The 23,429-nt window shown below is 58.4% G+C and carries 20 protein-coding genes; 10 read left to right on the forward strand and 10 right to left on the reverse strand.

Going from position 1 to position 23,429, the window contains the following annotated elements:
• Window positions 1-12 precede the first annotated feature (12 nt).
• Window positions 13-1,464, forward strand: coding sequence for an ATP-binding protein (locus tag ABI171_RS03325; protein ID WP_348091185.1), 1,452 nt, complete (start codon window positions 13-15; stop codon window positions 1,462-1,464).
• Here the strand turns inward: ABI171_RS03325 and ABI171_RS03330 are convergent.
• Both ABI171_RS03330 and ABI171_RS03335 read right to left on the reverse strand, forming a co-directional pair.
• The gene (locus ABI171_RS03330; RefSeq protein WP_348091207.1) at window positions 1,461-1,952 is read right to left on the reverse strand and encodes a thioesterase family protein; all 492 of its coding nucleotides are present in this window, start codon (window positions 1,950-1,952) and stop codon (window positions 1,461-1,463) included. The genes ABI171_RS03325 and ABI171_RS03330 overlap by 4 nt on opposite strands.
• Window positions 1,953-2,141: 189 nt before the next feature.
• Window positions 2,142-3,098, reverse strand: a complete 957-nt coding sequence (locus ABI171_RS03335) for a phytanoyl-CoA dioxygenase family protein (protein WP_348091186.1) — start codon at window positions 3,096-3,098, stop codon at window positions 2,142-2,144.
• Between the two features lie 125 nt (window positions 3,099-3,223).
• Between ABI171_RS03335 and ABI171_RS03340 the strand changes: the two genes are divergently transcribed.
• The gene (locus ABI171_RS03340; protein WP_348091187.1) at window positions 3,224-4,078 is read left to right on the forward strand and encodes an AraC family transcriptional regulator; all 855 of its coding nucleotides are present in this window, start codon (window positions 3,224-3,226) and stop codon (window positions 4,076-4,078) included.
• A gap of 49 nt (window positions 4,079-4,127) precedes the next feature.
• Here ABI171_RS03340 and speB read toward each other — a convergent pair whose 3' ends face one another.
• A complete protein-coding gene (speB, locus tag ABI171_RS03345; protein WP_348091188.1) occupies window positions 4,128-5,081 on the reverse strand; it encodes an agmatinase in 954 nt (317 codons plus the stop codon).
• Window positions 5,082-5,240: 159 nt separating this feature from the next.
• Between speB and ABI171_RS03350 the strand changes: the two genes are divergently transcribed.
• From ABI171_RS03350 to ABI171_RS03360, 3 genes are all read left to right on the forward strand, one after another.
• Window positions 5,241-6,155 carry a LysR family transcriptional regulator gene (locus tag ABI171_RS03350; protein WP_348091208.1) on the forward strand — a complete coding sequence of 305 codons (915 nt, stop codon included), beginning with the start codon at window positions 5,241-5,243 and terminating at the stop codon, window positions 6,153-6,155.
• Window positions 6,156-6,253: 98 nt separating this feature from the next.
• Complete coding sequence (gene hemE, locus ABI171_RS03355) at window positions 6,254-7,333, forward strand: uroporphyrinogen decarboxylase (RefSeq protein ID WP_348091189.1); 1,080 nt, start codon at window positions 6,254-6,256, stop codon at window positions 7,331-7,333.
• An 817-nt stretch (window positions 7,334-8,150) separates the two neighbouring features.
• Complete coding sequence (locus ABI171_RS03360; protein WP_348091190.1) at window positions 8,151-10,193, forward strand: primosomal protein N'; 2,043 nt, start codon at window positions 8,151-8,153, stop codon at window positions 10,191-10,193.
• Here ABI171_RS03360 and ABI171_RS03365 read toward each other — a convergent pair.
• Window positions 10,144-10,980, reverse strand: a complete 837-nt coding sequence (locus tag ABI171_RS03365; RefSeq protein WP_348091191.1) for a FadR/GntR family transcriptional regulator — start codon at window positions 10,978-10,980, stop codon at window positions 10,144-10,146. The two genes, ABI171_RS03360 and ABI171_RS03365, sit on opposite strands and share 50 nt — an antisense overlap.
• Before the next feature lie 308 nt (window positions 10,981-11,288).
• Between ABI171_RS03365 and ABI171_RS03370 the strand changes: the two genes are divergently transcribed.
• Window positions 11,289-11,630, forward strand: coding sequence for an L-rhamnose mutarotase (locus tag ABI171_RS03370; protein WP_348091192.1), 342 nt, complete (start codon window positions 11,289-11,291; stop codon window positions 11,628-11,630).
• 5 nt (window positions 11,631-11,635) lie between these two features.
• Here ABI171_RS03370 and ABI171_RS03375 read toward each other — a convergent pair whose 3' ends face one another.
• Window positions 11,636-12,340: a response regulator transcription factor gene (locus tag ABI171_RS03375; RefSeq protein WP_348091193.1), complete on the reverse strand. Its 705-nt coding sequence runs from the start codon at window positions 12,338-12,340 to the stop codon at window positions 11,636-11,638.
• Window positions 12,341-12,591: 251 nt separating this feature from the next.
• Between ABI171_RS03375 and ABI171_RS03380 the strand changes: the two genes are divergently transcribed.
• From ABI171_RS03380 to ABI171_RS03395, 4 genes are all read left to right on the forward strand, one after another.
• On the forward strand, window positions 12,592-13,224 hold the full coding sequence (locus ABI171_RS03380; RefSeq protein WP_348091194.1) for a response regulator transcription factor: 633 nt from the start codon (window positions 12,592-12,594) through the stop codon (window positions 13,222-13,224).
• A 99-nt stretch (window positions 13,225-13,323) separates the two neighbouring features.
• A complete protein-coding gene (locus ABI171_RS03385) occupies window positions 13,324-14,193 on the forward strand; it encodes an SAM-dependent methyltransferase (protein ID WP_348091195.1) in 870 nt (289 codons plus the stop codon).
• A 144-nt stretch (window positions 14,194-14,337) separates the two neighbouring features.
• The gene (locus ABI171_RS03390) at window positions 14,338-14,697 is read left to right on the forward strand and encodes a hypothetical protein (RefSeq protein ID WP_348091196.1); all 360 of its coding nucleotides are present in this window, start codon (window positions 14,338-14,340) and stop codon (window positions 14,695-14,697) included.
• Between the two features lie 245 nt (window positions 14,698-14,942).
• Window positions 14,943-16,427 (forward strand): AlkA N-terminal domain-containing protein, encoded by a 1,485-nt coding sequence (locus tag ABI171_RS03395; protein WP_348091197.1) that lies wholly within the window; start codon window positions 14,943-14,945, stop codon window positions 16,425-16,427.
• Here the strand turns inward: ABI171_RS03395 and ABI171_RS03400 are convergent.
• Genes ABI171_RS03400 through ABI171_RS03420 form a run of 5 tightly spaced genes read right to left on the reverse strand, consistent with a single transcriptional unit; the run spans window position 16,417 to window position 23,131 of the window.
• Entirely contained in the window at window positions 16,417-17,901 is a 1,485-nt protein-coding gene (locus ABI171_RS03400) for a tryptophan 7-halogenase (protein WP_348091198.1), read from the reverse strand. The genes ABI171_RS03395 and ABI171_RS03400 overlap by 11 nt on opposite strands.
• 2 nt (window positions 17,902-17,903) lie before the next feature.
• Window positions 17,904-19,343 (reverse strand): radical SAM protein, encoded by a 1,440-nt coding sequence (locus tag ABI171_RS03405; protein WP_348091199.1) that lies wholly within the window; start codon window positions 19,341-19,343, stop codon window positions 17,904-17,906.
• The gene (locus ABI171_RS03410) at window positions 19,333-20,157 is read right to left on the reverse strand and encodes a hypothetical protein (protein ID WP_348091200.1); all 825 of its coding nucleotides are present in this window, start codon (window positions 20,155-20,157) and stop codon (window positions 19,333-19,335) included. The genes ABI171_RS03405 and ABI171_RS03410 overlap by 11 nt, the downstream gene beginning before the upstream one ends.
• Window positions 20,147-21,562, reverse strand: coding sequence for a hypothetical protein (locus ABI171_RS03415; protein ID WP_348091201.1), 1,416 nt, complete (start codon window positions 21,560-21,562; stop codon window positions 20,147-20,149). The genes ABI171_RS03410 and ABI171_RS03415 overlap by 11 nt, the downstream gene beginning before the upstream one ends.
• Before the next feature lie 9 nt (window positions 21,563-21,571).
• Window positions 21,572-23,131: a ferritin-like domain-containing protein gene (locus ABI171_RS03420; protein WP_348091202.1), complete on the reverse strand. Its 1,560-nt coding sequence runs from the start codon at window positions 23,129-23,131 to the stop codon at window positions 21,572-21,574.
• Window positions 23,132-23,429: the final 298 nt, after the last annotated feature.

Below are 23,429 nucleotides of genomic sequence, written 5' to 3' on the forward strand. Positions count from 1 at the left end.
TGATCGTCGTTCATGTATTCGATACTGCCCGCAGTCGTTGCTTCGATCTTCCTGGCCTACGGCCTGTACGTGGTATGCACCAAGGGCTTCACGCGCATCGGCATCAGTTTTCTGGTGCTGTGCATTACCTCGGCGTTCTGGCAGGGCACGTGGGCGTTCCTGTTCACCTTGCGCGATCCGCATATGGCGATGTTTGTGGTGAAGTTCGGCTACCTGCTGATCCTGTTTTTACCGACCAGCCTCTATCATTTCCTGACCGAAATCTGCGAGCGCACCACGGAGCGGAAATTCGTCTACGCCTCCTACGCTTTCGCCGCTATCCTGGCGATTTTCCTGCTGGGATCAGATTTGCTGGTGTCCGGCTACTATCAGTATTTCTGGGGCTATTATCCGAAGGCCGGGCCGCTTCATCCCCTGCATGTGCTGCAGACGGTCATTGTGGTAAACCGCGGCCTGTACATCACCTATCGCGAGCAGCAGGTGGCGGAACTCGGCAAACGCATCAAGCTGCGCTTGTGTATAGGCGCCATACTGATTTACTTTTTCGCCGCCGTCGATTACCTGTGCAACTATGGCATCGAGTTTTATCCGCCCGGCGTCCTGTTCATTGCGGTCAGCCTTGGCGTCATGTCGATCGCCATCGTCCGCCATCACTTGCTGGATCCGATGACTGTCGCCACCACGGTCGGTCACGAAATGCGCACGCCGCTGACCTCGATCCGCATGCTGGCGAAAGGCATGGAGCAGTTTTTGCCGACTTTGCTGGAGGGTTACCGGCTGGCGGTAGAACACGGCCTGCTGGCGCCGTCCATTCGTCCGGACACGGTCAAGCAGTTATCGAAGGCCACCAATTCGATTACGCAGGAAGTCGATCGCACCACGGTGGTGATCGACATGATGCTGGCTTCGGCCAAGCTGGACCGCATCGATACCGACGCCTTTGCCAACCACTCGGTGGCCCGGCTGATCGACGAAGCGCTGGAGCGCTACCCCTTCGAACAGGGCGAGCGCACCAGGATTTACCTGGCCGCCGTGGAGGATTACGCGTTCTTCGGCTCGGACCGGCTGTTCGTGTTTGTGTTGTTTAACTTGCTGAAGAATTCTTTGTACGCCTTAAAGGCGGCGTCCAAGGGCCAGATCAGCATTTCCACCGCGCGCTCCGCAAAATTCAACAGCCTGTGTTTTACCGATACCGGCGCCGGTATCGCCGCCAATGTCTTGCCGCATATTTTCGACGCGCACTATACAACCAAAAAAGGGGCCGGTTCCGGCATCGGGCTGGCGTTCTGCCATCAAGTGATGGCGGTGTTCGGCGGCAGCATCCGCTGTGAATCGGTGGCTGGCGAATATACCCGTTTCACGCTGGAGTTCCCGGTTGTTGCGAGTCCGCAGAATAGTCCGAACCACAGCTACGGCAACGCGCGCCGACCAGATGAGACCGGCGGCGCGCGCCCTCTGCCCTAGTTAGAGAGCATCTCTACTTTTCTCGGATTTTCATATTGCCGGATTTTTTCCAGAATGTGCTCCGGCAAGCGGCTGATCTTCTTGTCCTTGTTGGCAAAGACAATTTGCTGGTGTCCGGTCGACACCAGTCTCCCTTCTACAAAAAATTGGAACAACAAGGAAAACGAGCATTGCTTGATGGCGGTGGTGCTGACTTCGCACTCCACCTTTTGAAAGGCAAAGGTCTCGTGGATGTATTTCTGCTGCGCGTCCTTGGTAATGAATACGCCTAGCGGCGCCAGCATGTCGGCTGAAATGCATTCGAAGAACCAGCGTTCCCGGCAGATGCCTTGCCATTCAAAGTAACGGGCAAAGTAGATGTTGCCGGTGGCGTTGGAGTCTTTCAGATAGATGTCGATCGAATGCCGGAAAACCTTGCTTGAAATAGATGAAATTGGCGAGATGGGTGAAACCGGCAAGATGGGTAATGCGGAACCATGGGAAAACATTGTCGACGTCATCCCGGCTTCTTGAAACAGCGATGTTTTTTGTAGCGTGGTAGTCATAGAAGCTCCATGAGTTTGAAAACGTTCACAAGTGAACATGGCCGCCTCCGACGATTCGGAAGACAGCCATTTCATTGTTAGTATTTTTTTATAGGAGCTGCAACGACAGGTATCGCTACCAGGCGTACGGCCTCACCAGCTGCTGAGGCCCAGGATTTTCTCACCCAGCGCATTCAGTTGCGCCAGCGGATAGCGCGTTCTTTCCCATTCGCGCGGATCACCGGGGAAAGCATAGCTATCGGGCCGCATGCGCTGACGCCAGCTTTCCACGCGCCATTGCCGCAATTCAGCCTGGTCTTCACGCGCCGGCGTGAACGCGATGTACTGCGCCAGCCTGACTTTATCGGCCGAGGTATTGGGCCTGATGCCATGCGCCAGCAAGCTGTTGAAGATCAGCAGGTCGCCGGCTTTCATCGGGATGAATTTCACTTCCCACGGCAACGACGCCACATCCGGACGCCACGGATTGCGATCCTTGGGAGCGCTCTTGCGCCATTCGCTGAAATGCTGGAACAGCTCCGGAATGCATTGAAAGCCGCCGCCTTCCGGCGTCGTATCGGATAGCGCCAGCACGCCCTGGACGTTGACCGGCAGCGGATCGATCGTGGTATCGGCATCCCAGTGGATGAAGCCGCCGAAACGCCGCGCGCCTTGGTTCGGCGTATTCAGGTTGGCGCGGTCGATGGTCACCCACAGGTCTTCGCGATCCCAGATGTCGATGAAGGCATCGACGATGCGCGGGGTCTGGCGGTTGTCCCAAAAGGTCTGGTGATGATAGGCCTCGACCATGCCGGAGCCGTTCAGCTCGGTCATTTCATGGTCGCGCAACTGCGCCCGGTTCCAGCTTTCCGGCGCATCGGGATCGAGCTCCTGGAACTCCCACAGGAAATCGGCGGTGCGTTTGACCTGTTCCGCATCCACGGCATTCCTGACAATGACGTAACCGTAGATTTGCCAGTGATAAAAATCGGCCGCCGTCAGCACTCGCAGCGGCAAGGTTTTCCGAATGTCGCGCAATTGCGCCTGGTCGGGATAGAGTACGGACGGGTTGCTGAGGACTTGCTTGTCGGCCGTGTAAGGCTGGTTCATGAGGATCTCCACGTTGGTTTTATGGGGTGTGCAGCTAGATTCTGCGTCCGTGGCCACGCCCGGATTTCGCGGCAACTATCGCTTATTGATACTATTCTGATGTTATTGCTCAATCGAAGATCACTATGCGACCGCAATACGAACATCTCAGCTTGTCTCCCGGCCAATCCTGGCGCCTGCTGTGGCGCGAGCTGCCGGAGCTGCCTTTCCTCTGGCACTACCATCCGGAATTCGAGCTGACGCTGACCTTGAACGCGCGCGGACAGCGTTATGTGGGTGATCATCTGGCGGATTTCTCCGATGGCGACCTGATCTTGATCGGCCCGAATCTGCCGCACACCTGGTCGGCCAGCGAACGTATCGCGCCCGAGCGGCAAATGCTGGCGGTGGTGATCTGGTTTTCGCGCGATTGGCTGGTGCAGTTGCAAACCAGCCTGCCGGAACTGGCCGGGCTGCTGCAATTGGGCAAGCGGGCCGACAGGGGGTTGCAGTTTTCTGCGGCGACGGCAATCGGCGTCAAGCCATTGATGCTACGGTTGGAAAAATTAGCTCCCGCGCAGCGTTTGCCGATATTGCTGGAATTGTTGCTGCTGCTTGCGCAAGATGAGCAGGCACGGCCGCTGGCGTCGGTGGCATCGGCGTCGATCACGGTGGATGTCCAGCGCCATCGCATGGGCAAGGTGCTGGATTATCTGCACGAACACTTCCAGGCGGAGATTCCGGTCGCGCTACTGGCCGAACGTGCGGCCTTGTCGGTGGGGGCGTTTCACCGCTTCTTCAAGCGCCACACCCAATTGACCGTGACCGCTTATCTGGCACAGCTCAGGATCGGCAGCTCCTGCCAGCAGCTGATCCAGACCGATAAGGCAATCGGCGTGATCGCGCAAGAAGCGGGTTACCGCAACCTGGCCCATTTCAACCGCCAGTTCCGCGCGGCCAAAGGCGTCAGCCCGCGCGACTTCAAGAAGAGATATAGATGAGTCTTATCTGAAGTCGAGAGCCAGCGCTTACTGTCTGTTAGATAAAACATTATCGGCGCGGTACGCCGGGCAGCACGCACAGCATTTCATAAGCCAGGTTCGCGGCCAGCAAAGCGGTAGTGCCGAGCGGGTCGTAGGGTGGCGATACCTCCACCAGATCCGCGCCGACAATATCCAGGCCCCAGGCGCCGCGGATGATTTCCAACGCCTGCGGCACGGTCAGGCCGGCGATTTCCGGCGTACCGGTGCCCGGCGCGTAGGCTGGATCGATGCCATCGATGTCGAAGCTCAGGTACACCGGACCGCCGCTCACGCGCGCCCGTACTTCTTCCATCAGCGGCGTCAGCGACTGGTTCCAGCAATCTTCCACTTGCACCACCTTGAAACCCTGGTCGCGGCACCAGTCGAAATCTTCCGCAGTGTAGCCGGTGCCGCGCAGGCCGATTTGCGCCACGCGCCGGCAATCCAGCAAGCCTTCTTCGACAGCGCGGCGGAACGGCGTGCCGTGCGCGATTTTTTCACCGAACATGGTGTCGTTCACATCCGCATGCGCATCGACGTGGATCAGGCCGATCTTGCCGTATTTGCGATGCAGCGCGCGCAGGATCGGCAGCGCGATAGTGTGGTCGCCGCCCAGAGAAATCGGGCGGCAGCCGGAAGCGACGATGCTGTCGTAGGCATTTTCGATCAGCCTGACCGAATCCAGCAGGTTATAGGGATTGATGGCGACATCGCCCAAGTCGGCTACCCGCAAGGCGTCGAAAGGTGCGGCGCGGGTGGCCATGTTGTAGGGGCGCAGCAATACCGATTCGGTACGGATCTGGCGCGGCCCGAAGCGGGCGCCGGAACGGTTGGAGGTGCCGAGGTCGAATGGCACGCCGACGAAACAGGCGTCCAGTCCGGCGCTGCTGGTCACATGCGGCAAGCGCATCATGGTAGCGATGCCGCCGAAACGCGGCATGTCGTTGCCGCCTAGCGGTTGATAAAGCGGGGTTTCCGACATGGTCGACTCCGGTAAAGGGAAGGGGCAGCGTTTTGGCATTGTGAACAGCTGTGACTTTAGCCATAAATAACCCTATGAAAAATCTGTGTAATGAGACATTTACATTGATACAGATAGATGTATGATCGATTTGACTTTGTTTACGGCCAGCGCTACACCATGCTCAACCAGCTATCCGATCTTGACCTGCGCCTGATCCGCGTCTTCTTGTCTGTGCTGGACGCCGGCGGCATTTCCGCGGCGCAGACCGCGTTGAATGTGAGCCAATCCACCATCAGCACCCAAGTGGCGACGCTGGAAACACGGCTCGGCTATCGCCTGTGCGAGCGCGGCCGCGCCGGCTTCCGTCTGACGCCGCGCGGCGAACAGTTTGCGTTGAGCAGCCGCCGGCTGATCGAGAACATCGACCACTTTTGCCTGGATGCGCAGCAAATCGGCCGCAAGCTGGCCGGCAAATTACAGTTGGGCCTGATCGGCCACACCGCCATGAGCGCCAATGCGCGCCTGAGCCAGGCAATCGCCAGGTTTCGCGCCAGGGACGAGGCGGTCATGCTATCGCTGGCAGTGCTGGCGCCGGGCCAGCTGGAGGAAGAAGTCATCAACGGCCGGCTGGATCTGGGCATCGGCTATTTCTGGCACCGTCTGCCGAATCTGGAATACGCGCCCCTGTATGCGGAACATCAGATAGCCTATTGCGCCGCCGGTCATCCGCTGTTTACTCAAGCCGGCAAGTTAAGCCTAGCGGCGCTTGCCGACCACGACTGGGTCTGGCGCAGCTATCCTCTGCCGGAAGCCGATGGGGTGGATGGCGCGTTTCAGCCGGCGCGGGTGACGGCGCTGGCCGATAATATGGAGGCGGTCGCGGTCCTGATGCTGTCGGGACGGCATCTTGGCTTCCTGCCGGAACACTTTGCCGCGCCCTTGGTGCAACAGGGATTGCTGGCAGCGTTGAATCCCCGATTACTCTGCTATGACGTGACATTGCACATGGTGACGCGCCGCCAGTCCAGCCGCGGCGAGGTGCTGCAAGCGTTCCTCGATGATCTGGTCGCGGCTCACCATGACAACGCTTAGTGACGGTACCTTATACCGCTCATTAGGCAAAGCGCTGCCGCAGCCATGGCTTTGGATGAGATAATAAGGCGTTATCACATGCATTCATATTAGCCCTCATGTCACAATTCGCCCCGCTGAAAAACGATACCTTCCTGCGCGCGCTGCTGCGCCAGCCGACCGAATACACGCCGCTATGGCTGATGCGTCAGGCTGGCCGCTACCTGCCGGAATACCGTAAAACCCGCAGCAGGGCAGGGTCTTTCATGGGCCTGGCGACCAATCCCGACTACGCTACCGAGGTCACCTTGCAGCCGCTGGAGCGTTTCCCGCTGGATGCCGCCATTCTGTTTTCCGACATCCTGACGGTGCCGGACGCGATGGGACTGGGTTTGTACTTTGCCGATGGCGAAGGCCCCAAGTTCGAGCGGCCGTTGCGCGACGAAAAAGACGTGATGGCGTTGCAAGCGCCGGATCTGGAAAAACTGGATTACGTATTCAAGGCAGTGACGCAAATCCGCACCGAGCTGAACGGCCGCGTGCCGCTGATCGGCTTTGCCGGCAGCCCGTGGACTCTCGCCTGCTACATGGTGGAAGGCCAGGGGTCGCGCGAATTCCATACCATCAAGACCATGCTGTACAACCGCCCGGACCTGATGCACCACGTGCTTAGCACCAACGCGGCGGCAGTGGCGGCTTACCTGAATGCGCAAATCGACGCCGGCGCCCAGGCCGTGATGATTTTCGATTCGTGGGGCGGCGCGCTGGCGGACGGCGCTTACCAGGAATTTTCGCTGGATTACATGCGCCAGGTGGTGTCGCAATTGAAGCGCGAGAAAGACGGCGTACCGATTCCTGCAATCGTGTTTACCAAAGGCGGCGGCCTGTGGCTGGAGCAAATTGCCGACATCGGCGCCGACGCTGTCGGCCTCGACTGGACGGTCAACCTGGCTGAAGCCCGCGATCGCGTCGGCCTGCGCGTTGCCTTGCAAGGCAATCTCGATCCTGCCGTACTGTTTGCCAACCCTGAGCAGATCCGTGGCGAAGTCAGCCGATTGCTGAATGCCTACGGTGCGCCACAAGCAGGAAATGGCCACGTCTTCAACCTGGGGCACGGAATTTCACAATTTACGCCGCCGGAATCGGTTGCGGTGATGGTCGATGCGGTCCATGAAATCAGCCGTAAAATGCGCGCATAGGGCTGGCGGAGCGAGATTTCGGCTTTCCTCGTGGAAAATTCTACTGTTACAAAGCGAAACACATAACACATTCAACGCTGCCAGGCATATCAATAGCCGCTAGTTATGCACAAAATAAATCTGCTGCACCACGGTAATTATTTATATAGATATTTTTATTTTGCGACTTGATTGTGTTTTGTAAGTAATTGATTTTTAAGGTTTTATTTTCTGCTTTTAGTTTAGGCAATTTAATGAAACCCGCGTCAACTATGAGCCTGCAGCCTGTCAAGAGCAGGTTACCCACAAAGTTATCCACAGACATTGTGGATAATTTGAAAAGCGCTTATGAAACCGACGCTTAGGACACTTCCTAATGTTTTACATTAAGTGGAATCTTAGGAATTTGGCGCAATAGCGATTTGGCGGCAGTTGACACGCCGCTAATTTTGCCAAAGCGAAGTTGGATGATTTTTCCGGAAAAGGCGACATGATGGTGCACGGCGTCGGTTTCGAATGTCGACTTGATTGTTACCTTTTTGCGCTTTGTTTTGGAATATTTTGAATGTAGTTATGCACATATTTTTGTTTCTGCAAGGCTATTTTTAAAATGCAGAGAAAATTTTCACTGTGAATAACGCATAAATTAAGTCCTTGATTTAAAAGGATTTTTATTTTTATTTAAATTTGTCCATCGGCTGGAATGCCGCGTAAACAGGTACTTTCTCCTTGTTTAGCTGACGTTGTCCACAAAGTTATCCACAGAAAATCTGGTGCGTTTTAAAAGCGCTTATGAAACCGATAGTTAGCCAATTTCCTCGGGAAATACATTAAGTTCGTGAAACAAAGCATTCTTCAGATCGTCCTCGATACCCCCCTCGATAGTAGCTTCGATTATCGCTGGCAAGCTGGCGACGACAGCGAGCCTGTGCCGCGCATCGGTCAGCTGGTGCAACTATCGTTCGGCAGGCGCGAAGTGGTCGGCATGATTGTCGGCCTGAGCGACGAGAGCGAGGTTCCTGCTGAAAAATTAAAAAATGTACAAGCCGTACGCCACCAGCTCGCGCCTTTATCGGCACAGTGGCTGGCGCTGTGCCGTTTTGCCGCCGATTACTACCAGCGGCCGCTGGGCGAGGTGGCGTTGCCGGGTTTGCCTAAAAACCTGCGGGCGCTGACGCCGGTAGCCTTGGACCGTGGTTTGAAAAAACTGCAGCAAGCGGGTGCGGTACACGACGCTACGCCAATCGATGCCGCGCAACTGAATCCGGCGCAACAGCAGGCCGCAGACACGATCGCCGGCGCCAGCGGTTTTGCGCCAACCTTGCTGTATGGCGTCACTGGCAGCGGCAAGACAGAGGTCTATCTGCAGGCGGCGGCGCAAATCCTGGCGCAACGCGAAAATGGCGCAGAGAACCAATCGCAAATCCTGATCCTGGTGCCGGAAATCAACCTGACGCCGCAACTGGAGGGAAACATCCGCGCCCGATTCCCCGGCGTCATGGTGGCGACCCTGCACAGCGGCTTGGCGGAAGGCGAGCGCATGCGCCACTGGCTGGCGGCGCACTTGGGACAGGCGCGGATTATCCTGGGCACCCGGCTTGCGGTGCTGGCCTCATTGCCGCACCTGAAGCTGATCGTCATCGACGAAGAGCATGATCCTTCCTACAAGCAGCAGGAAGGTTTACGTTATTCGGCGCGCGACCTGGCGGTATGGCGCGCCCATCAATTAAGCATTCCGATTGTGCTGGGCTCGGCCACGCCGTCGCTGGAAACCTGGCATCACGCCCAATCCGGCCGGTATAAAAAACTGGAATTGCGCGAGCGGGCGGTCAAGGATGCGGTCTTGCCCAAGGTGCGCCGGATAGATATGGAGCGCGACAAGCCCAGCGAGGGTTTGACCTCGATCCTGATCAGCGCGCTCAAGCAAAGGCTGGAACGCGGAGAGCAATCGCTGCTGTTCCTGAACCGCCGCGGCTACGCGCCGGTAATTGCTTGCGACGCCTGCGGCTGGGTCAGCAACTGCACCCGTTGCACCTCTTTCATGGTGTTGCACAAACCCGAGCATCGGCTGCGTTGTCATCATTGCAGCCTGGAGTTGCGCATTCCGAAATCTTGCCCGACTTGCGGCAATGTCGATCTGCAACCGCTGGGACGCGGCACACAAAGACTGGAAGAGGGTTTGAAAGCGATGTTTCCGGAAGCGCGGGTGCTGCGCATCGACGCCGATTCAACCCGCCGCAAAGGGAGTGCGCAAGCGGCTTTCGATAGCGTGCACCGAGGCGAAGTGGACATTCTGATTGGCACCCAGATGGTCGCCAAGGGTCATGACTTCAAGAATTTGACGCTGGTGGGTATCCTGAATCCCGATACGGCGCTGTTTTCGCACGACTACCGCGCCAGCGAGCGGCTGTTCGCGCAATTGATGCAGGTGGCCGGGCGTGCCGGCCGGGCGGCGCAGAAAGAGGGCGGCAGTGCCAGCGAAGTGCTGATCCAGACACGTTATCCGCAACATCCGCTGTATGCGGCCGTGATCGCCCACGATTACGACCACTTCGCCAGTTCGCTGCTGGAAGAGCGCGAACAAGCCTGTTTGCCGCCCTACATTTATCAAGCCTTGCTAAGGGCGGAAGCCAAGGAACTGGAAACCGCGATTGAATTCCTGCAACAGGCGGCGCACTGCATCGAGCATGAGGGCATCACGATTCATGACCCGATTCCGATGACCATGACCCGCGTGGCAAATGTCGACCGCGCGCAATTGCTGATCGAATGTCCGTCGCGTCCGGGTTTACAGGCTTTCCTGACCGACTGGATGGCACAACTGCGGCAGATCAAGACACGCGCGAAGTGGTCTTTGGAAGTGGATCCGGTTGATATTTGATATTTTGATCGGGCACCGAGCGCGAGAAAATCTTCACCACGGAATCCATATGCGCCCGCATCGCCTTGCGCGCTGCTGCGGCGTCGCGTGCCTGCAGCGCTTCCAGGATCAGCAGATGCTCGTGCTCTGAACGGTTCGGCATGTCTTTCGAGGTATACAGCGTTTGCAGGCGCTGGAACATCATGCCGTATTTGCGTCCCAGCAGATGACTGACGAGTAACAGGTAAGCCGGATTGCCGCTGGCCTCGGCGATACGGATATGAAACAGGCGGTCGCCCGGATGGGTGTGCGAACCGTTGCGGTTATCTTCGACATTGCGCGCATAGGCTTCAGCGATACTGCGCAGCTGCTCGTCACTGGCGTTGACCGCAGCGAGGGCGGCGGTTTCCGGCTCCACCAGGCGTCGCGCCTGCAACAGCTTGAATGGCGGAATTTCATCATCCAGCTCGTGGCTGATTTCCAGATCGAGTTCCGGATCGATTTCCCAACCGCTGCGGCGCGCCGCCTGTTGCAGAGCGGATGGCTCTGGCTCGTCCTTGGCTAAAGGCTGCTCTTCGCGCGGCAGCACTACCACGCCGTTGCCGACCCGCACGCTGACAATTCCGATCACTTCCAAGGCAATCAGCGCTTCCCGCACCGAAGTACGACTGACGCCGAATTGCTTGGCCAGCTCCCGTTCAGGCGGCAGGTTGCCGCCGGGACCATATTCGCCGCGGTCGATCATGTCGCGTAACTGGTCGGCGATTTGTTGATACAGGCGGCGGTTGTGGATAAGTTGTATGGGCATGGCGACAATGAGTGATATTTTGCATATTGTGCCACGCCGAAGCCGCTCGAAGCCGGTTCGACAGTAGCGGATGACCATCTTGTCATGGATAAATGCCTGCATTGCTCAATCGGCCCGGGCCACCATAAGTTTCCTCCAGCACAAATTAATCGGGTTTATCGATTGCTGCCAGGTTTTTTGACATGATAATATTGGTCCAGCCAATAAACCTTTTCAAGAGAAATTTTAACCCGCTTTAATCCAGGGGCCAATCAGATCCGTGACTTGGACACTTTTCATTGCAAACTCGGCAGACGGAGACAATTGACATGCGTTATTGCCTGGCGCTCGACCTGAAAGACGATCCCGTCCTGATCCGGGAGTACGAGCAGTATCACCGCCGGATCTGGCCAGAGATTGCCGCGCATCTGCGTCAACATGGCGTGACCGGCATGGAAATCTACCGCCTCGGCACGCGGCTGGTGATGCTGATGGAAACCGACGACGCCGTTTATAGCCCGGAACAAATGGCGCATGCCGCCGGCATCAATCCCAAAGTGCAGGAATGGGAAGCCTTGATGTGGCAATTCCAGGCGGCGACGCCATGGACCGCCGCCGGCGAGAAATGGGCGCCGATGACGCGGATTTTCGATCTGGGCCAGCAGGACTGAGCCAGTCAGGACTCAATTTTTCCTACGCGTTTAAAACCTGTCAACCCTGGCACTATCCAGTCTGCGTGCCCTTGCGGCCGGATGATGTCGCCGCTGAACATTGCGCAGTAGCGACCCAGTTCGATGTCGTTGCGCAAACCCATCTTTTTCATTGCCGACGCCTTTTGCAGGCTGACGGTTTTCACGCTCTTGCTGAGGCGCTTGGCGATATCGCGCAAACTATTGCCGGCCGCATACAGGCGCAGCACTTCAATCTCGCGTGGGCTGGGGAGGCGGCATTTGCCTTGTTCCTCGGTTTCGTTCTGCAACAGCGCCTGAAACGAGGGCCCCACGTATGGCGTGCTGCTACCCAGCTGGCGGATGGTTTTGCCGAGTTCAGGAATCGCATCGCTTTTATGCAGCAAGCCGTTCACGCCGCTATTGATGATCTGCTGCAGCACGACCGGAAAGGCATTCATGGTCAGCACGATCAGCCAGGTATGCGGATGGTGACGCCGGATGTAGGACAGCAGATGCAAGCCATCGCTGACACGCGTCATCGGCATTGAAAACTCGGTAATGACGAGATCGCATGGCGTCGATTCCAGGCAGCGGACCAAGTCATCGGCACTGGTTACGCAGGCGATCACGCGGCAATCCGGTACGTGATCGAGGTAATCGCGCACCCCTGCGGTAAATACGGGGTGGTCGTCAGCAAGAACGATTTTCACAATGTTTGCTCCATGGCAAAACCAAACCGGATAGGGCTGGTCCAGGAATAGCAATAGTCCGGGAATCCCAGCAGCTTGTGACAGCGGGATTGATATTATCCATTTTGCATCTTGGTTATCAATTAAGCTACGAATTTAAGAAATTACCTTATATATTTAATAATGTAAAAATTGGATACTTCCTAATCGATAACGATAAGTAAAACCCTAGCGCGGTACGCCAACCACTTATATCCAAGGGAGAAAATTCCATGATCAAGATCATTCTGGCCGACGATCAGCCGGCCGTTATTTCTGGCGTTCGAAAATACATCCGGCAGATGCCCGGCTTTGTGGTGGTGGCGACGGCGGTGTCGGCCGCAGAACTTGCGGAGCGGCTGCAAGATACGCCGTGCGACCTGCTAATCACTGAGTTTTCGATGCCGATCAACCGTATCGGCGGCGGTTGTACGTTGCTCAACCAGCTCAAGCGCGACTACCCGCGGGTCTCGCTGATTGTGTTGACCATGATCGACATACCCGCCGTGCTGCACCAGATCATGCATAGCGGAGTGAAAGGGTTGGTGCACAAGAGCGACGAGATGGTCGAACTTGGCCGCGCCCTGCTGGAGGGGTCGAAGAGCACGCCGTATATCGGCAAGTCGGCCTTGCTGATACTGAAAAAAGGCCCGAGCGGCAAGCTGCCGACCCGGCGTGAAGTCGAAGTGCTGAAGATGTACGTGGTCGGCAATAGCCTGCGCGAAATTGCCGACCGGCTCAACAAGAGCGTCAAGACGGTGGGTTTGCAAAAAGCGTCGGCGATGAGAAAAATGGGCTTGCGCAACGATATCGAACTGGGCCGCTACGCCTGCACGATGGGGCGGGTGAGTCCGCCGGCGCGTTAGTTTTTTCGGCCGCAGGGAGCGTTTACAAGACCTCCGGCGGCCGAAGCCGTTATACTTGGCAGAATAGCGGGCCAGACTGGCCGACAGAAAGCAAGCTCCATGAACGGTATCAAGCAAGAATCCACTTCCACCGGCCAAGCGCCGTCCAAGCACGAAATTCGTCCAGGTCAATCGATAGAACTGCTCAAAGAGCTGCATATCCTGACGCGCGACGGCAAATTGAACCAGGATAGCCGCCGCAAGCTCAAGCAGGTATATCATCTATATCAATTCATCGAACCCCTGCTGCAGGAAATCCAGCGGGAACAAAGCGGCGTACAGCTGGTCGACCATGGGGCGGGCAAATCTTATCTGGGATTCATCCTTTACGATTTGTTCTTCAAGACGCTGAGTGACAATTCGCATATCTTCGGCATCGAGACGCGCGAAGAACTGGTGAAGAAATCGCAGGAACTGGCGCAGCGCCTGGCGTTTCCCGGCATGTCGTTTCTTAATCTATCGGTGGCTGAATCGATCGAGTCGGCATTGCTGCCAAGCCGGATCGATGTCGTCACAGCATTGCACGCTTGCAACACAGCGACCGACGATGCGATTGAGTTCGGTCTGAAGAAACAGGCGCGTTTCATGGTGCTGGTGCCTTGCTGCCAGGCTGAAGTGGCTTCGGTGCTGAAAAAGAACAAGGGTAAATCGCTGGGAAAAGAAGCATTGACCGAGATCTGGCGTCATCCGCTGCATACGCGTGAATTCGGCAGCCAGGTCACCAATGTATTGCGCTGCCTGCAGCTGGAAGCGCACGGTTATCAAGTCAGCGTAACCGAGCTGGTCGGGTGGGAGCATTCCATGAAGAATGAATTGATTATCGCCAGCTACAAGAACCTGCCGCGCAAGCGACCGACCGAGCGTCTGCAAGAAGTGCTGCACACGCTCGGGCTGGAAGAAATGCAAGAACGCTTTTTCACCACGCAATAATTTATCAGGCGAATCTGCCGCATGCTTTACGGCGAAAAAAGCGCAAGCGAACCTGGACCATCATCTGAGCAATACCGAGTCTGCAACATCTGCCCGCAGCAGCGGGCCGTCCACCATCACACCACTTAACCCGAGGAGAGTGACATGAGTAAGACGAGTGGCTCACATGCCGTTAAAGAATTCACCAAGGCGCCGCTAACCGAGGACGGATTGACTGAGACGTTGCAAAGGATTACCGCCGGCGCCGATGAATTCAGTGTCCTGAACCACCCGGCGCGCGCCGTGCTGGTCGCCAAAGTGACCGAGCAGTGGCAACAAGATTTTGTCAGCAATTTCCATATCCCCGACGACCTCGCCAAGGCTGGCGAAGCTTACGCCGCCATCGAGCAGGGCGATAAATACCCTAGCCTGACCGATTCCGCCCGCGAAGCCGTATTAAAACGCTTCGATGACCGCTACGGCGACGGCGGCCCGCGCCTGTGGCCCGCCCTGAACGGCAAATAAGTCAGGTAAACAATGCCTCAGCCTGGTCGAAGCCATAGAAACCGCGTTACATGGCTTCCCGGCTGCTATTTTCATTAATTACCATAGCAATATCCCGCATTGCACCCACGGGGGGCTTTTCTGACCCTGCGCATTTTCGCGCGGATCTTCGGCATCATGACTACTCTCATCGCCGTCTTTATTATCACAATGCCCATGTCCGAAAACCGCTAGACAGCACCTGCCGATGGCGCGATCATGCCGCCATGGAACTCGATCACGACACCTGTTACCGGGCGCTAGCCAGCCGCGATGTGCGCTTTGACGGCCGCTTTTTCATTGCCGTCAAAACCACCGGCATCTACTGCCGGCCGATTTGTCCGGCGCGTACCGCCAAATCGGAAAACGTCTTGTTTTTTGCCAATGCCGCTGCGGCTCAGGAAGCCGGTTTTCGTCCGTGCCTGCGCTGTCGGCCCGAAGCCGCGCCCGATTCCGGCGCCTGGCGCGGCGTCTCGAATACCGGCGTCTCGCATGCCGTGGCGCGGGCGCTGGCGTTGATCGAGATGGGGGCGTTGGATGAGGCCGGCATGGATGCGCTGGCAGAGCGTCTCGGCCTGGGCGAGCGCCAGCTGCGCCGCCTGTTTGTGCTGCATGTGGGCGCATCGCCGGTCACCGTGGCGCAGACCCGCCGCGTGCTGCTGGGCAAGCAACTGATCCACGAAACCCGCATGCCGTTCACCGAGATCGCCTTCGCCGCCGGCTTCGGCAGCGTGCGCCGTTTCAACGAAGTTTTCCATGGCCTGTATCAACGCCCGCCCAGCGCCTTGCGGCACAACGCCCAGCCCGAACAATCGGCGGGAGCCCAAGGCGAGGTGACGCTATTGCTACGCTATCGTCCTCCGTACGACTGGCCGGCCATGCTGGCGTTTTTCAAGGCGCGCGCCATCACCGGACTTGAACTGGTGGCCGACAGCAGTTATTCCCGCAGCATCTGTCTCGATGGCGTGCAGGGCACGGTGCTGGTGCAGCAGGGCGCCGGCCATGCGTTGCAAGCCACCATTCGTTTTCCGCGCCTGGCATCGCTGCCGGCCATCATCGCCCGCCTGAGAAGGATGTTCGACCTCGCCGCCGATCCGCAAGCCATCAACCAGCAATTGAGCGCCGACCCTTTGATGGCGGCGCTGACCGCAGCGCGTTCCGGCTTGCGCCTGCCAGGCGCCTGGGATGGGTTTGAACTGGCGATGCGCGCCGTACTGGGGCAGCAGATTACCGTGGCCGGCGCCATCCGGCTAGCCGCCAAACTGGTGGCGCAGCATGGCGAAGCGCTGCGGGAACAATGCGCAGACCGTCCCGGCCTCACCCATGTATTCCCGCAACCCGCACATGTGGCGAAGACGGATCTGGGGCCGCTCGGCATGCCGAAATCGCGCGCGGCAACCTTATCGGCGATGGCCGCCGCACTAGTAGCTGATCCGCAATTGCTCGACAGCCGCGCCAGCCTGGATGAAGCAGTGCAGAAATTGTGCGAACTGCCGGGCATCGGCGACTGGACCGCGCACTACATCGCGCTGCGCCATTTGCGTGAACCGGATGCCTTCCCGGCCGGGGATGTGGCGCTGATGAATGCGATTGCGCTGCATGAGGGGGTAAAACCCAGCGCCAAGGAGTTAGCCGCGCGGGCGCAAGCCTGGCGTCCGTGGCGCGCCTACGCAGCGCAGCATCTTTGGGCATCGCTCGCCGTCAATGACTGACGACTTCAAGCAAGCCACGCTGCCACAACCAGGTCAGCAAGCGCTGGGCCTTTTGCAAGCCCATGGTTTGAGCGAGCAGATCGCGTGCCGAAGACAAAGAGGTTTGTTGCGACAATATCTCCAGACGAGGCAGTACAGCTTCGTTTTCCCAGAACGCCAACGGACGTTCCAGATGCGGGTGCCGCATGGCCGGCAATAATTCGACTTTGTCGCCCGTCGCGCAAGGCAGAGGTACTATTTCTACCGCGCGATGAAAGCGGATCATCTGGTGGGCCTGTATTCCCGGACCTGCGTGGAACGCCGGCTCACGATAATTTTCCAATTGATCAATTTCAAGTTGCAGCGCATCTAGCATGAGAAGGGACTCTGGATTGCCGGGTGCCGGTGTGAGCGACGATGTCGAGCGGCTGCGCCAAAACGGCTGCTCGCTGCACCAGGCTTGCCGATAATACGCTGCGGTCCAGAAATGGTGACGGGCGCAGGTTTCAACCAGGCGTTGTTGATAGAATTCACGCGCTAGGGTTTGCTGTGCCGGATTGCCGGCCTGGCAAAAGGTATGCACGGCAAGCGTCGCCTGCAAGGAAAAGCGCATGGCCTTTTCCACGCCGGACGAAGATATCGGATCCAGCGCGAATGCCGCATCGCCGAGCTTGATGCGGCCATCCTGCCAGCTATTCAGCGCCACATAGGGCGTCGCGGAGCACATTTGCAGCGTGCTGGAAAATGGCTGGCGGGCCACACCCGCGAACAAGACGCTGCCGGCGCAATGATTGCGCAGCCAAGATTCCGGATCTCCTGCGCTCGACTGGCGCGAGGTGGCCGGATCGGATAACAGCATGACGCGATAACGCCGGTCCGGCAGGCGTGTGCCCCACAACCAGCCATGCTCTAGCGCTTCTACTTGCGTGATATGCGCCAGGTCGGAGGGGATATGATTTTCCCCAATCTCTGCCCACATGGCGGATAAGCGCGGCGCGCAGAGTGATTGCCGGGCCGGGTTGCCTGCGCGTCCCCGGGCATCCAGAATCATCCGCGCGCTTACCTGATGCGTGGAATCCGGCGTTGTAAAAGAGAGCTGCCATGCGCCCGCGGCGCCGCTGATGCTGTCCAAGGTGGCCGGCTGATGTACCTCTATCCCGCGCGTCCTGGCCAGTTGCAGCAAGGCCGCATCGAAAGCTGCGCGGTCGACTACGGCGGCATCGGCATGCGACACCGTTTCCGCTGCCTTGCTGCGCCAGCTCAGGCGCGTCGGCAAGCGGGTCAGATGGGGGACATGTTCCATGGCGTCGTTGGCGTCCAGGAAATCGATGATGTTTTTTACGCCCGGCGTCAGGGCTTCACCGATCTGGGCGCGCGGCCAGACGGCGCTGCGCTCGATGAGCATCACCCGATAGCCGAGCTGTTGCAAACGCAGCGCCGCACTCAGCCCGGCAGGGCCGGCGCCGATCACGAACATGTCGACCTGGCGGCTCACCGCTAAGTGCTGCCGGCGTTGTCCGGATCGGCAAACCAGGCGGGCGCCAGCTGGCCGAGACGGCCGTGGGCGCCGATGGTGTAATGCAGCCAGCCACGGATATAATCGCAGGCGCTGCGGCCCCGCGCCAGCACCTCGTGATGACAGCCGCCGCCGCACAGATAGCGCGCCCAGCAAGCATTGCAAGGCTGCTGTTGATGTACGTGGCGCTGTTCCAGCCACACGGTCTGGCGCGCTTTGTCGACGCCCTCGGCCAGATTACCCATCTTGCCGGCGTCGTCGCCGACGAAGCGATGGCAAGCGGATAACTCGCCTTCGGCGGATACGCCGAAATAGCCGGCACCGGCGCCGCAAGGGTAGGGGCGATGGGTGCCGCGCTGAATCTCGCGCAAGGCATTTTGCATGTTCATGAAGGGATAGCGCCGTCCCAGCATGACATGTTGCTCAAACGCCAGGCCGCAGGCGATCATGCCCTGCAACATCTCTTCCATGTCGTCCGGCCCCATTTCCGCCTGGCCGTTCGAGGCGCGCAGCAGGGGGGAAAAGCCGACGCTGTGGAAGCCCATGCCGATAAACAGGTCCAGCGTTTGCGGCAGGTTCAGATTGAACGGCGTTACCGTGACCCGCGCCGATACTTGCATCTGGCGTTGGCGTTCCAGTAGTGGCGCCAGCCGTTCGATAATTTTATCGAACGAACCCTTGCCGCCCTTGAACGGACGCAGGCGATTGTGCTGTTCTGCCGGACCATCCAGGCTGACCGTCACGGCGAAACCGTGTTCTTCGAAAAAATCGGCGTCGTCCGCCTGCAATAACGTGCCATTGGTCGTGATCGAGAAATGGCAATTGACGCCCCGTTGCCGGGCCTGCTCTTGCGCATAAGCGGTGACGGCGCGCAAAGCCGGGCGATTCGCCAGCGGTTCGCCGCCCATGAAAGCCAGGTTGACCTTGGCGCCCGGCGCGGCTTTGCGCAGCAGCAGATCGACCGCCTGCTGCGCCGTTTCCAGTTCCATGTTCTTGGCTTTGCCGCCAAACTCGCCTTGCTGTGCATAGCAATAGGTACAACCCAGATTGCATTTTTGTGCAATCGCTAAAGACAAGGCGTGCACCGGCGGCGCGGCCAGCGGCACATCGTCGATCAGCGGCGCCATCTGCAAGCCGCTGCTGGCAATCAAGCCTTGCACCAGGCTATCGTCCTGCGCATCCAGCGCCACCCGGAATTCCGCGACCAGTGCGGGCGGCAGATGAAACAGGCGGCTGCCATTCACCATCAGCAGCTGCGCCCCTTGCGCATCTTCGATCAGATGAGCGTCGCGCTGGCGCGGCCGCGAGGCTTCGACGATGCGCGCGGCCAGCGCAGGCGCCATGCCGGCGCTCAACGTCGCATCGACCAGGGTCGCAGGCGCGAGACTGGCGTCGTGCACCGCCATCTGCTCATGCTTCATCGGCGTCTTTCCCGCGAATCACGAATTGCAGGTCTTCCTGCCAGGATTTGAACAAGTCATCGTAAGACCACAAGCGCGTATCGACCCGGTTGTCAGGGATATAGGTACCGGTGCGTTTCTTGGCAAACCACATGTCGCCTTTGGAAAGACCATCCTGGCCCGGTTCCACATTCACATAATCGGGACGCGACGCCGCCCAGTAATAGCAGGCGCATTCGCGATAATCGTTTTGCCAGGGCGCGCACAGACCCTGGGTCAGTTCGCCCGGTTGCAGCATGTCGGTGTTGATGGTCGCGGTTTCCGCTTCAAAGAAACGGCGCATGGTCAGATTGACTTTGAGCGTTTCGGTGCCCGGCGTCAGCAGCACTTCTTCGGTGGCGTTGGCGTAGGTTGTGAATTCGCATTCGACCTGCTGTCCTTGCAGATGGATGATGCGGGCAAATGAATTCGACCATTCCATGAACGACACGGCATTCGGGTTGGCGGCGCTGGCCAGGGTGCCGGACGAGCCGTTAGGGAAAACCGGGCCGCTGGTCGCCACCATGGTGCCGACATCCAGACCGGCAAAGCGCAGCAGGCGGCGCGTCGCCAGGTGCTCGAACGGCGCGTCGGCGTGCACCACGTAGTTGTTGTTCTCGACCAGGACGATACCTTCGAAAGCACGCCGCCACAGGTTCCGGAAATCGAATTCCAATCCCGGAAAGCAGTTGGAGATGGCGCTGCGAGGCAGCACCGAAGCAGGATTTCCCGCGCCGCGATGGTGGATTTGCGCCGTCAGGTTATTGGCGCGGATCGTCATGTTTTTAGCGGTCATTGTTGCCTCCGTCGGGATTGGTTTGACCAAACATCGCATTGCGGGCTGCCTTGATCACCATGTTGATGTGACGTCGGGTCAGTGTCAGGCTGCGGCCATCGGCGCCGCGCATCAAGGCCGGCATCTTGCGCAACCCTTCCGACGACAGGTCGCCGATTTCCTCTGGCTGGCGCAATACCTTGGCAAACCACGGCGCGCCGCCCGCGGTCAGGGTGCTGAACACCCTTTCGTGCAAGGCGCGCAACGCCAGGTTGTCGACGATCGACGGCGCCGCAATCGGTTCATAGTAGCGCTCGAAATCGTTGCTGTTCTGGCGCACCATGGTGCTGGCCAGGTTCAACTGGCCGTTGACCGGATTACCGTTCATCACGGCGGTATTCATCAATCGCACGGTTTCCAGCGCGCGCAAGACGATTTCCGTGGCGGCGTCCAGCGATACGCTTTCTTCGGCAACCTCAGGACCATACAGGATCTGCTCCATTTCATCCGACACGACCCGGATCGGCAGCGTATCGGGCGCAAAAGCCGGCGGCCCGGCGCCGATATAGCCATGCGCCCACAGCTGGCTGCCGTCCTTGCGGGTCAGGCCGATGCGCGCCACGCCATCGCATTCGTCATCCAGATAGCCCCAGCTGACCTGGTTGCCATCCTTGTCCGCATAGCCGGCATAGATGCCGGCCGGGTTGGTCAGGGTCGGGCCGGTGCTTTCGGAGTAGTTCAGCCAGTCGCCTTTTTTTTCGTCGTACAGCACCAGGTCTGGGTGATCGATCACCGGATCGTCGTGCAGCTCCAGGTCTTGGTACGATTCGCGCCGTTGCATGCGGGTGCCGTAGACGATGCCGGCGGCGGGTGTGTAACGCAGGCGGATTTCCGGAAATGCCGTGCTTGGCTTGATAAACTGGATAAAGCCCAGGGGCAGCCTTTTATCCGGATGGAAGTTAGGACAGTTGCCGACGATGGCATGGCGCCGATGGTCTTTCAGCGTGTGCAGACTGGCGTGGATTTTGTCGTTATCGTTGTTGGTGCGGCGGTAGATCTTGATATTGCCAAGATCGATATCCCAGTGCAGCGCCGTCAGGTCCAGCCCTTCCGCGGCCAGCAAGGCCGGCGTCAATGGCTGCAGTTCTTCCGGCGCTTCGCTGGTGCGGGCATAGACTTCCAGGAAGGGCGCGACGGGCCGGATTTTCTTGTTGTCGTCCTTGAAGCGAATGGTTTCCGGCACATAGAAACGCACAATCTCCCCGCTTTGCGGATCGACTTCAAAACTTGGCTGCGGTACGATGCGGCGGTAATCAAACGGCTGATCGGGATTGATTTCCAGATCGAATGCTTCCAGCGGCGTGGTTGCAGCGCCCAGCCGCCCGATGGCGATCGGCGGCAGGATACGGAGTTCTAATATCGGCATAATCGGCTCCTAGAGCAAGGCTGGATCAATGCTGCCGGACAAAATACGCGTCGCAATCGCGATCATGTTTTTATCCGCTTCGCGCAAACTGTGCAAATAGGCATGGCGCGCCGGGCCGCTGGTGAGCAGCAGTGCGGCGATCAACCCTTCGGCAGCGTTGAGCAGATCGAGATGTCCGATCCAGCGATCGGCCTCCCCGAACGGCGTGTTCAAGGTGTACGGCATCTGGAACGGCGGCCCGGCGAATCCGGCCTCAGGATCGGTCGCGGAAACCGGCGACTGCATCAGGATTTCCGAAATCGCGCGCAGGTTGTACATTTCGCCAAACGTCGCATTCACGATGGTGCCGCGCGGCGTGATCAAACCTGCTGCATTCAAGCCGCCGTACAGCGTGAAGCTGTGGATCAGATAGGTCAGCAGCATGCGATAACGCACGTTGTGCAAGGAGGCCCACAGCGCCGATTCCGGATGGGTGATCGGCGTAGTGGGCGTGCCGCCTTGCTCAGGTTGCTCGTCGCTATCCAGCGATACATACGGATTGACGGCAACCTGGCGCGAAGCGCTCCAAGGGGCGGCATTGGCCTGCGGCGTAGAAGCTACGTCCGGGTAGGCGCGCTCCCATGCATCCGCCAAAAAATCGGCTGGACGAGCGTTATTCCAGAGTTCCAGGCTGCAGATCTGATGCGTTTGTGCAGCCCGCATTTCGACATACACCCGCAAAAACCGCACAAAATGCGATGGCGTCGAACCATGCGGCGCCTCGCCCTGCTTGGCGATGGCCTTCAAGGCGTTCACGGCATCGTCGCGGCAAGTCACCGGCACCACCAGCACATCCGGCGTTCTGGCCACGCTCTTTTCATGGCCGGTATCGGTGCTGTTGCCGCGATTGCCTCCCTGGTAGCCACGGCCCCACTCGGCGAAATTGGCCTGGCAAGAGAAGGTATCGGCCTGGAATACGTAATCGGGCAAATACAGAGGATCTTCCACCAGAGGAATCAGGGTATCGAACAATTCCGCCACCTGATGCGGATTCGACGTCTGGGTTGCAACCCGCGCCCGGATTTCATCGCCCAGCGCGCCGCCTTTCCAGTCCACCGCGGCTTCCGTGTACACATACTTGGCCAGCGAGTCCAACGTCAGCGGCTGCAGCATGAACGGGAAGGGATAAAACGGCACATCCCAGGGATAGTCTTCACGCTCGAAGTGCAGCGGCGCGCCGATCAGGCGCAGCACATTCTGTACCGAAACCAGGTGCCCCATTTCCTCCTTGGCGATGCCCAGGATCACCTCCTGCCAGCTACGGACGGCGTCGCGGAACTGTGGCGGCACCTGCGGTCCGCCCAGCGAATAGGCGGCGTACAGATACTGCACCATCAGGCAATGCTCGATCTCGGCATCGATCGATAGCAGATAAGCAACGTAGTCACGCGGGGAAAATTCAAGATTGAGCAGTTGTTCGCTCGCGGCGTCTTGCGTCGTCAGCTTTTGTGCTGCCAGCATGCCGGGTTTGGTGGCCGGTAGCAATGTCGCCGCCGTACCAAGATGACGCCTTATTTGTGAAGCTTGCATTGTTTCTCCTTCGTATCAACTTCATTCAAAGAGTACGGTTTGCAAAGACAAGGAAAGACGCCTGCCTGCAGGGAGTACATACGGCCTTTTACCGGCCGCGCACTGCGCGACTTGTAAGCTGGTAATGATTTAGCAAGATGAAACGAGGTTCAGATGGGAAGCAGGAGCAGCATTTATATTTTTTGGCCATCGGCATCTACAGCTAATTGCTTGAAGGCATTTGATGCTTGGCAAGAGTGCTCGCCAATTCTTATTTGAACAACTGTCAAAATTGATAGGATCTGAATTGCCGGAGGCC

It is taken from the genome of Collimonas sp., assembly GCF_039923675.1.
Lineage (GTDB): Bacteria > Pseudomonadota > Gammaproteobacteria > Burkholderiales > Burkholderiaceae_D > Collimonas.

Coding starts and splice junctions, on each gene's coding strand:
- ABI171_RS03350 (WP_348091208.1), top strand. CDS start 5,241: ATGCTCAACCAGCTATCCGATCTTGACCTGCGCCTGATCCGCGTCTTC.
- ABI171_RS03370 (WP_348091192.1), top strand. CDS start 11,289: ATGCGTTATTGCCTGGCGCTCGACCTGAAAGACGATCCCGTCCTGATC.
- ABI171_RS03365 (WP_348091191.1), bottom strand. CDS start 10,980: ATGCCCATACAACTTATCCACAACCGCCGCCTGTATCAACAAATCGCC.
- ABI171_RS03390 (WP_348091196.1), top strand. CDS start 14,338: ATGAGTAAGACGAGTGGCTCACATGCCGTTAAAGAATTCACCAAGGCG.
- ABI171_RS03340 (WP_348091187.1), top strand. CDS start 3,224: ATGCGACCGCAATACGAACATCTCAGCTTGTCTCCCGGCCAATCCTGG.
- ABI171_RS03335 (WP_348091186.1), bottom strand. CDS start 3,098: ATGAACCAGCCTTACACGGCCGACAAGCAAGTCCTCAGCAACCCGTCC.
- ABI171_RS03330 (WP_348091207.1), bottom strand. CDS start 1,952: ATGTTTTCCCATGGTTCCGCATTACCCATCTTGCCGGTTTCACCCATC.
- ABI171_RS03420 (WP_348091202.1), bottom strand. CDS start 23,131: ATGCAAGCTTCACAAATAAGGCGTCATCTTGGTACGGCGGCGACATTG.
- ABI171_RS03385 (WP_348091195.1), top strand. CDS start 13,324: ATGAACGGTATCAAGCAAGAATCCACTTCCACCGGCCAAGCGCCGTCC.
- speB (WP_348091188.1), bottom strand. CDS start 5,081: ATGTCGGAAACCCCGCTTTATCAACCGCTAGGCGGCAACGACATGCCG.
- ABI171_RS03325 (WP_348091185.1), top strand. CDS start 13: ATGTATTCGATACTGCCCGCAGTCGTTGCTTCGATCTTCCTGGCCTAC.
- hemE (WP_348091189.1), top strand. CDS start 6,254: ATGTCACAATTCGCCCCGCTGAAAAACGATACCTTCCTGCGCGCGCTG.
- ABI171_RS03410 (WP_348091200.1), bottom strand. CDS start 20,157: ATGACCGCTAAAAACATGACGATCCGCGCCAATAACCTGACGGCGCAA.
- ABI171_RS03380 (WP_348091194.1), top strand. CDS start 12,592: ATGATCAAGATCATTCTGGCCGACGATCAGCCGGCCGTTATTTCTGGC.
- ABI171_RS03415 (WP_348091201.1), bottom strand. CDS start 21,562: ATGCCGATATTAGAACTCCGTATCCTGCCGCCGATCGCCATCGGGCGG.
- ABI171_RS03405 (WP_348091199.1), bottom strand. CDS start 19,343: ATGAAGCATGAGCAGATGGCGGTGCACGACGCCAGTCTCGCGCCTGCG.
- ABI171_RS03395 (WP_348091197.1), top strand. CDS start 14,943: ATGGAACTCGATCACGACACCTGTTACCGGGCGCTAGCCAGCCGCGAT.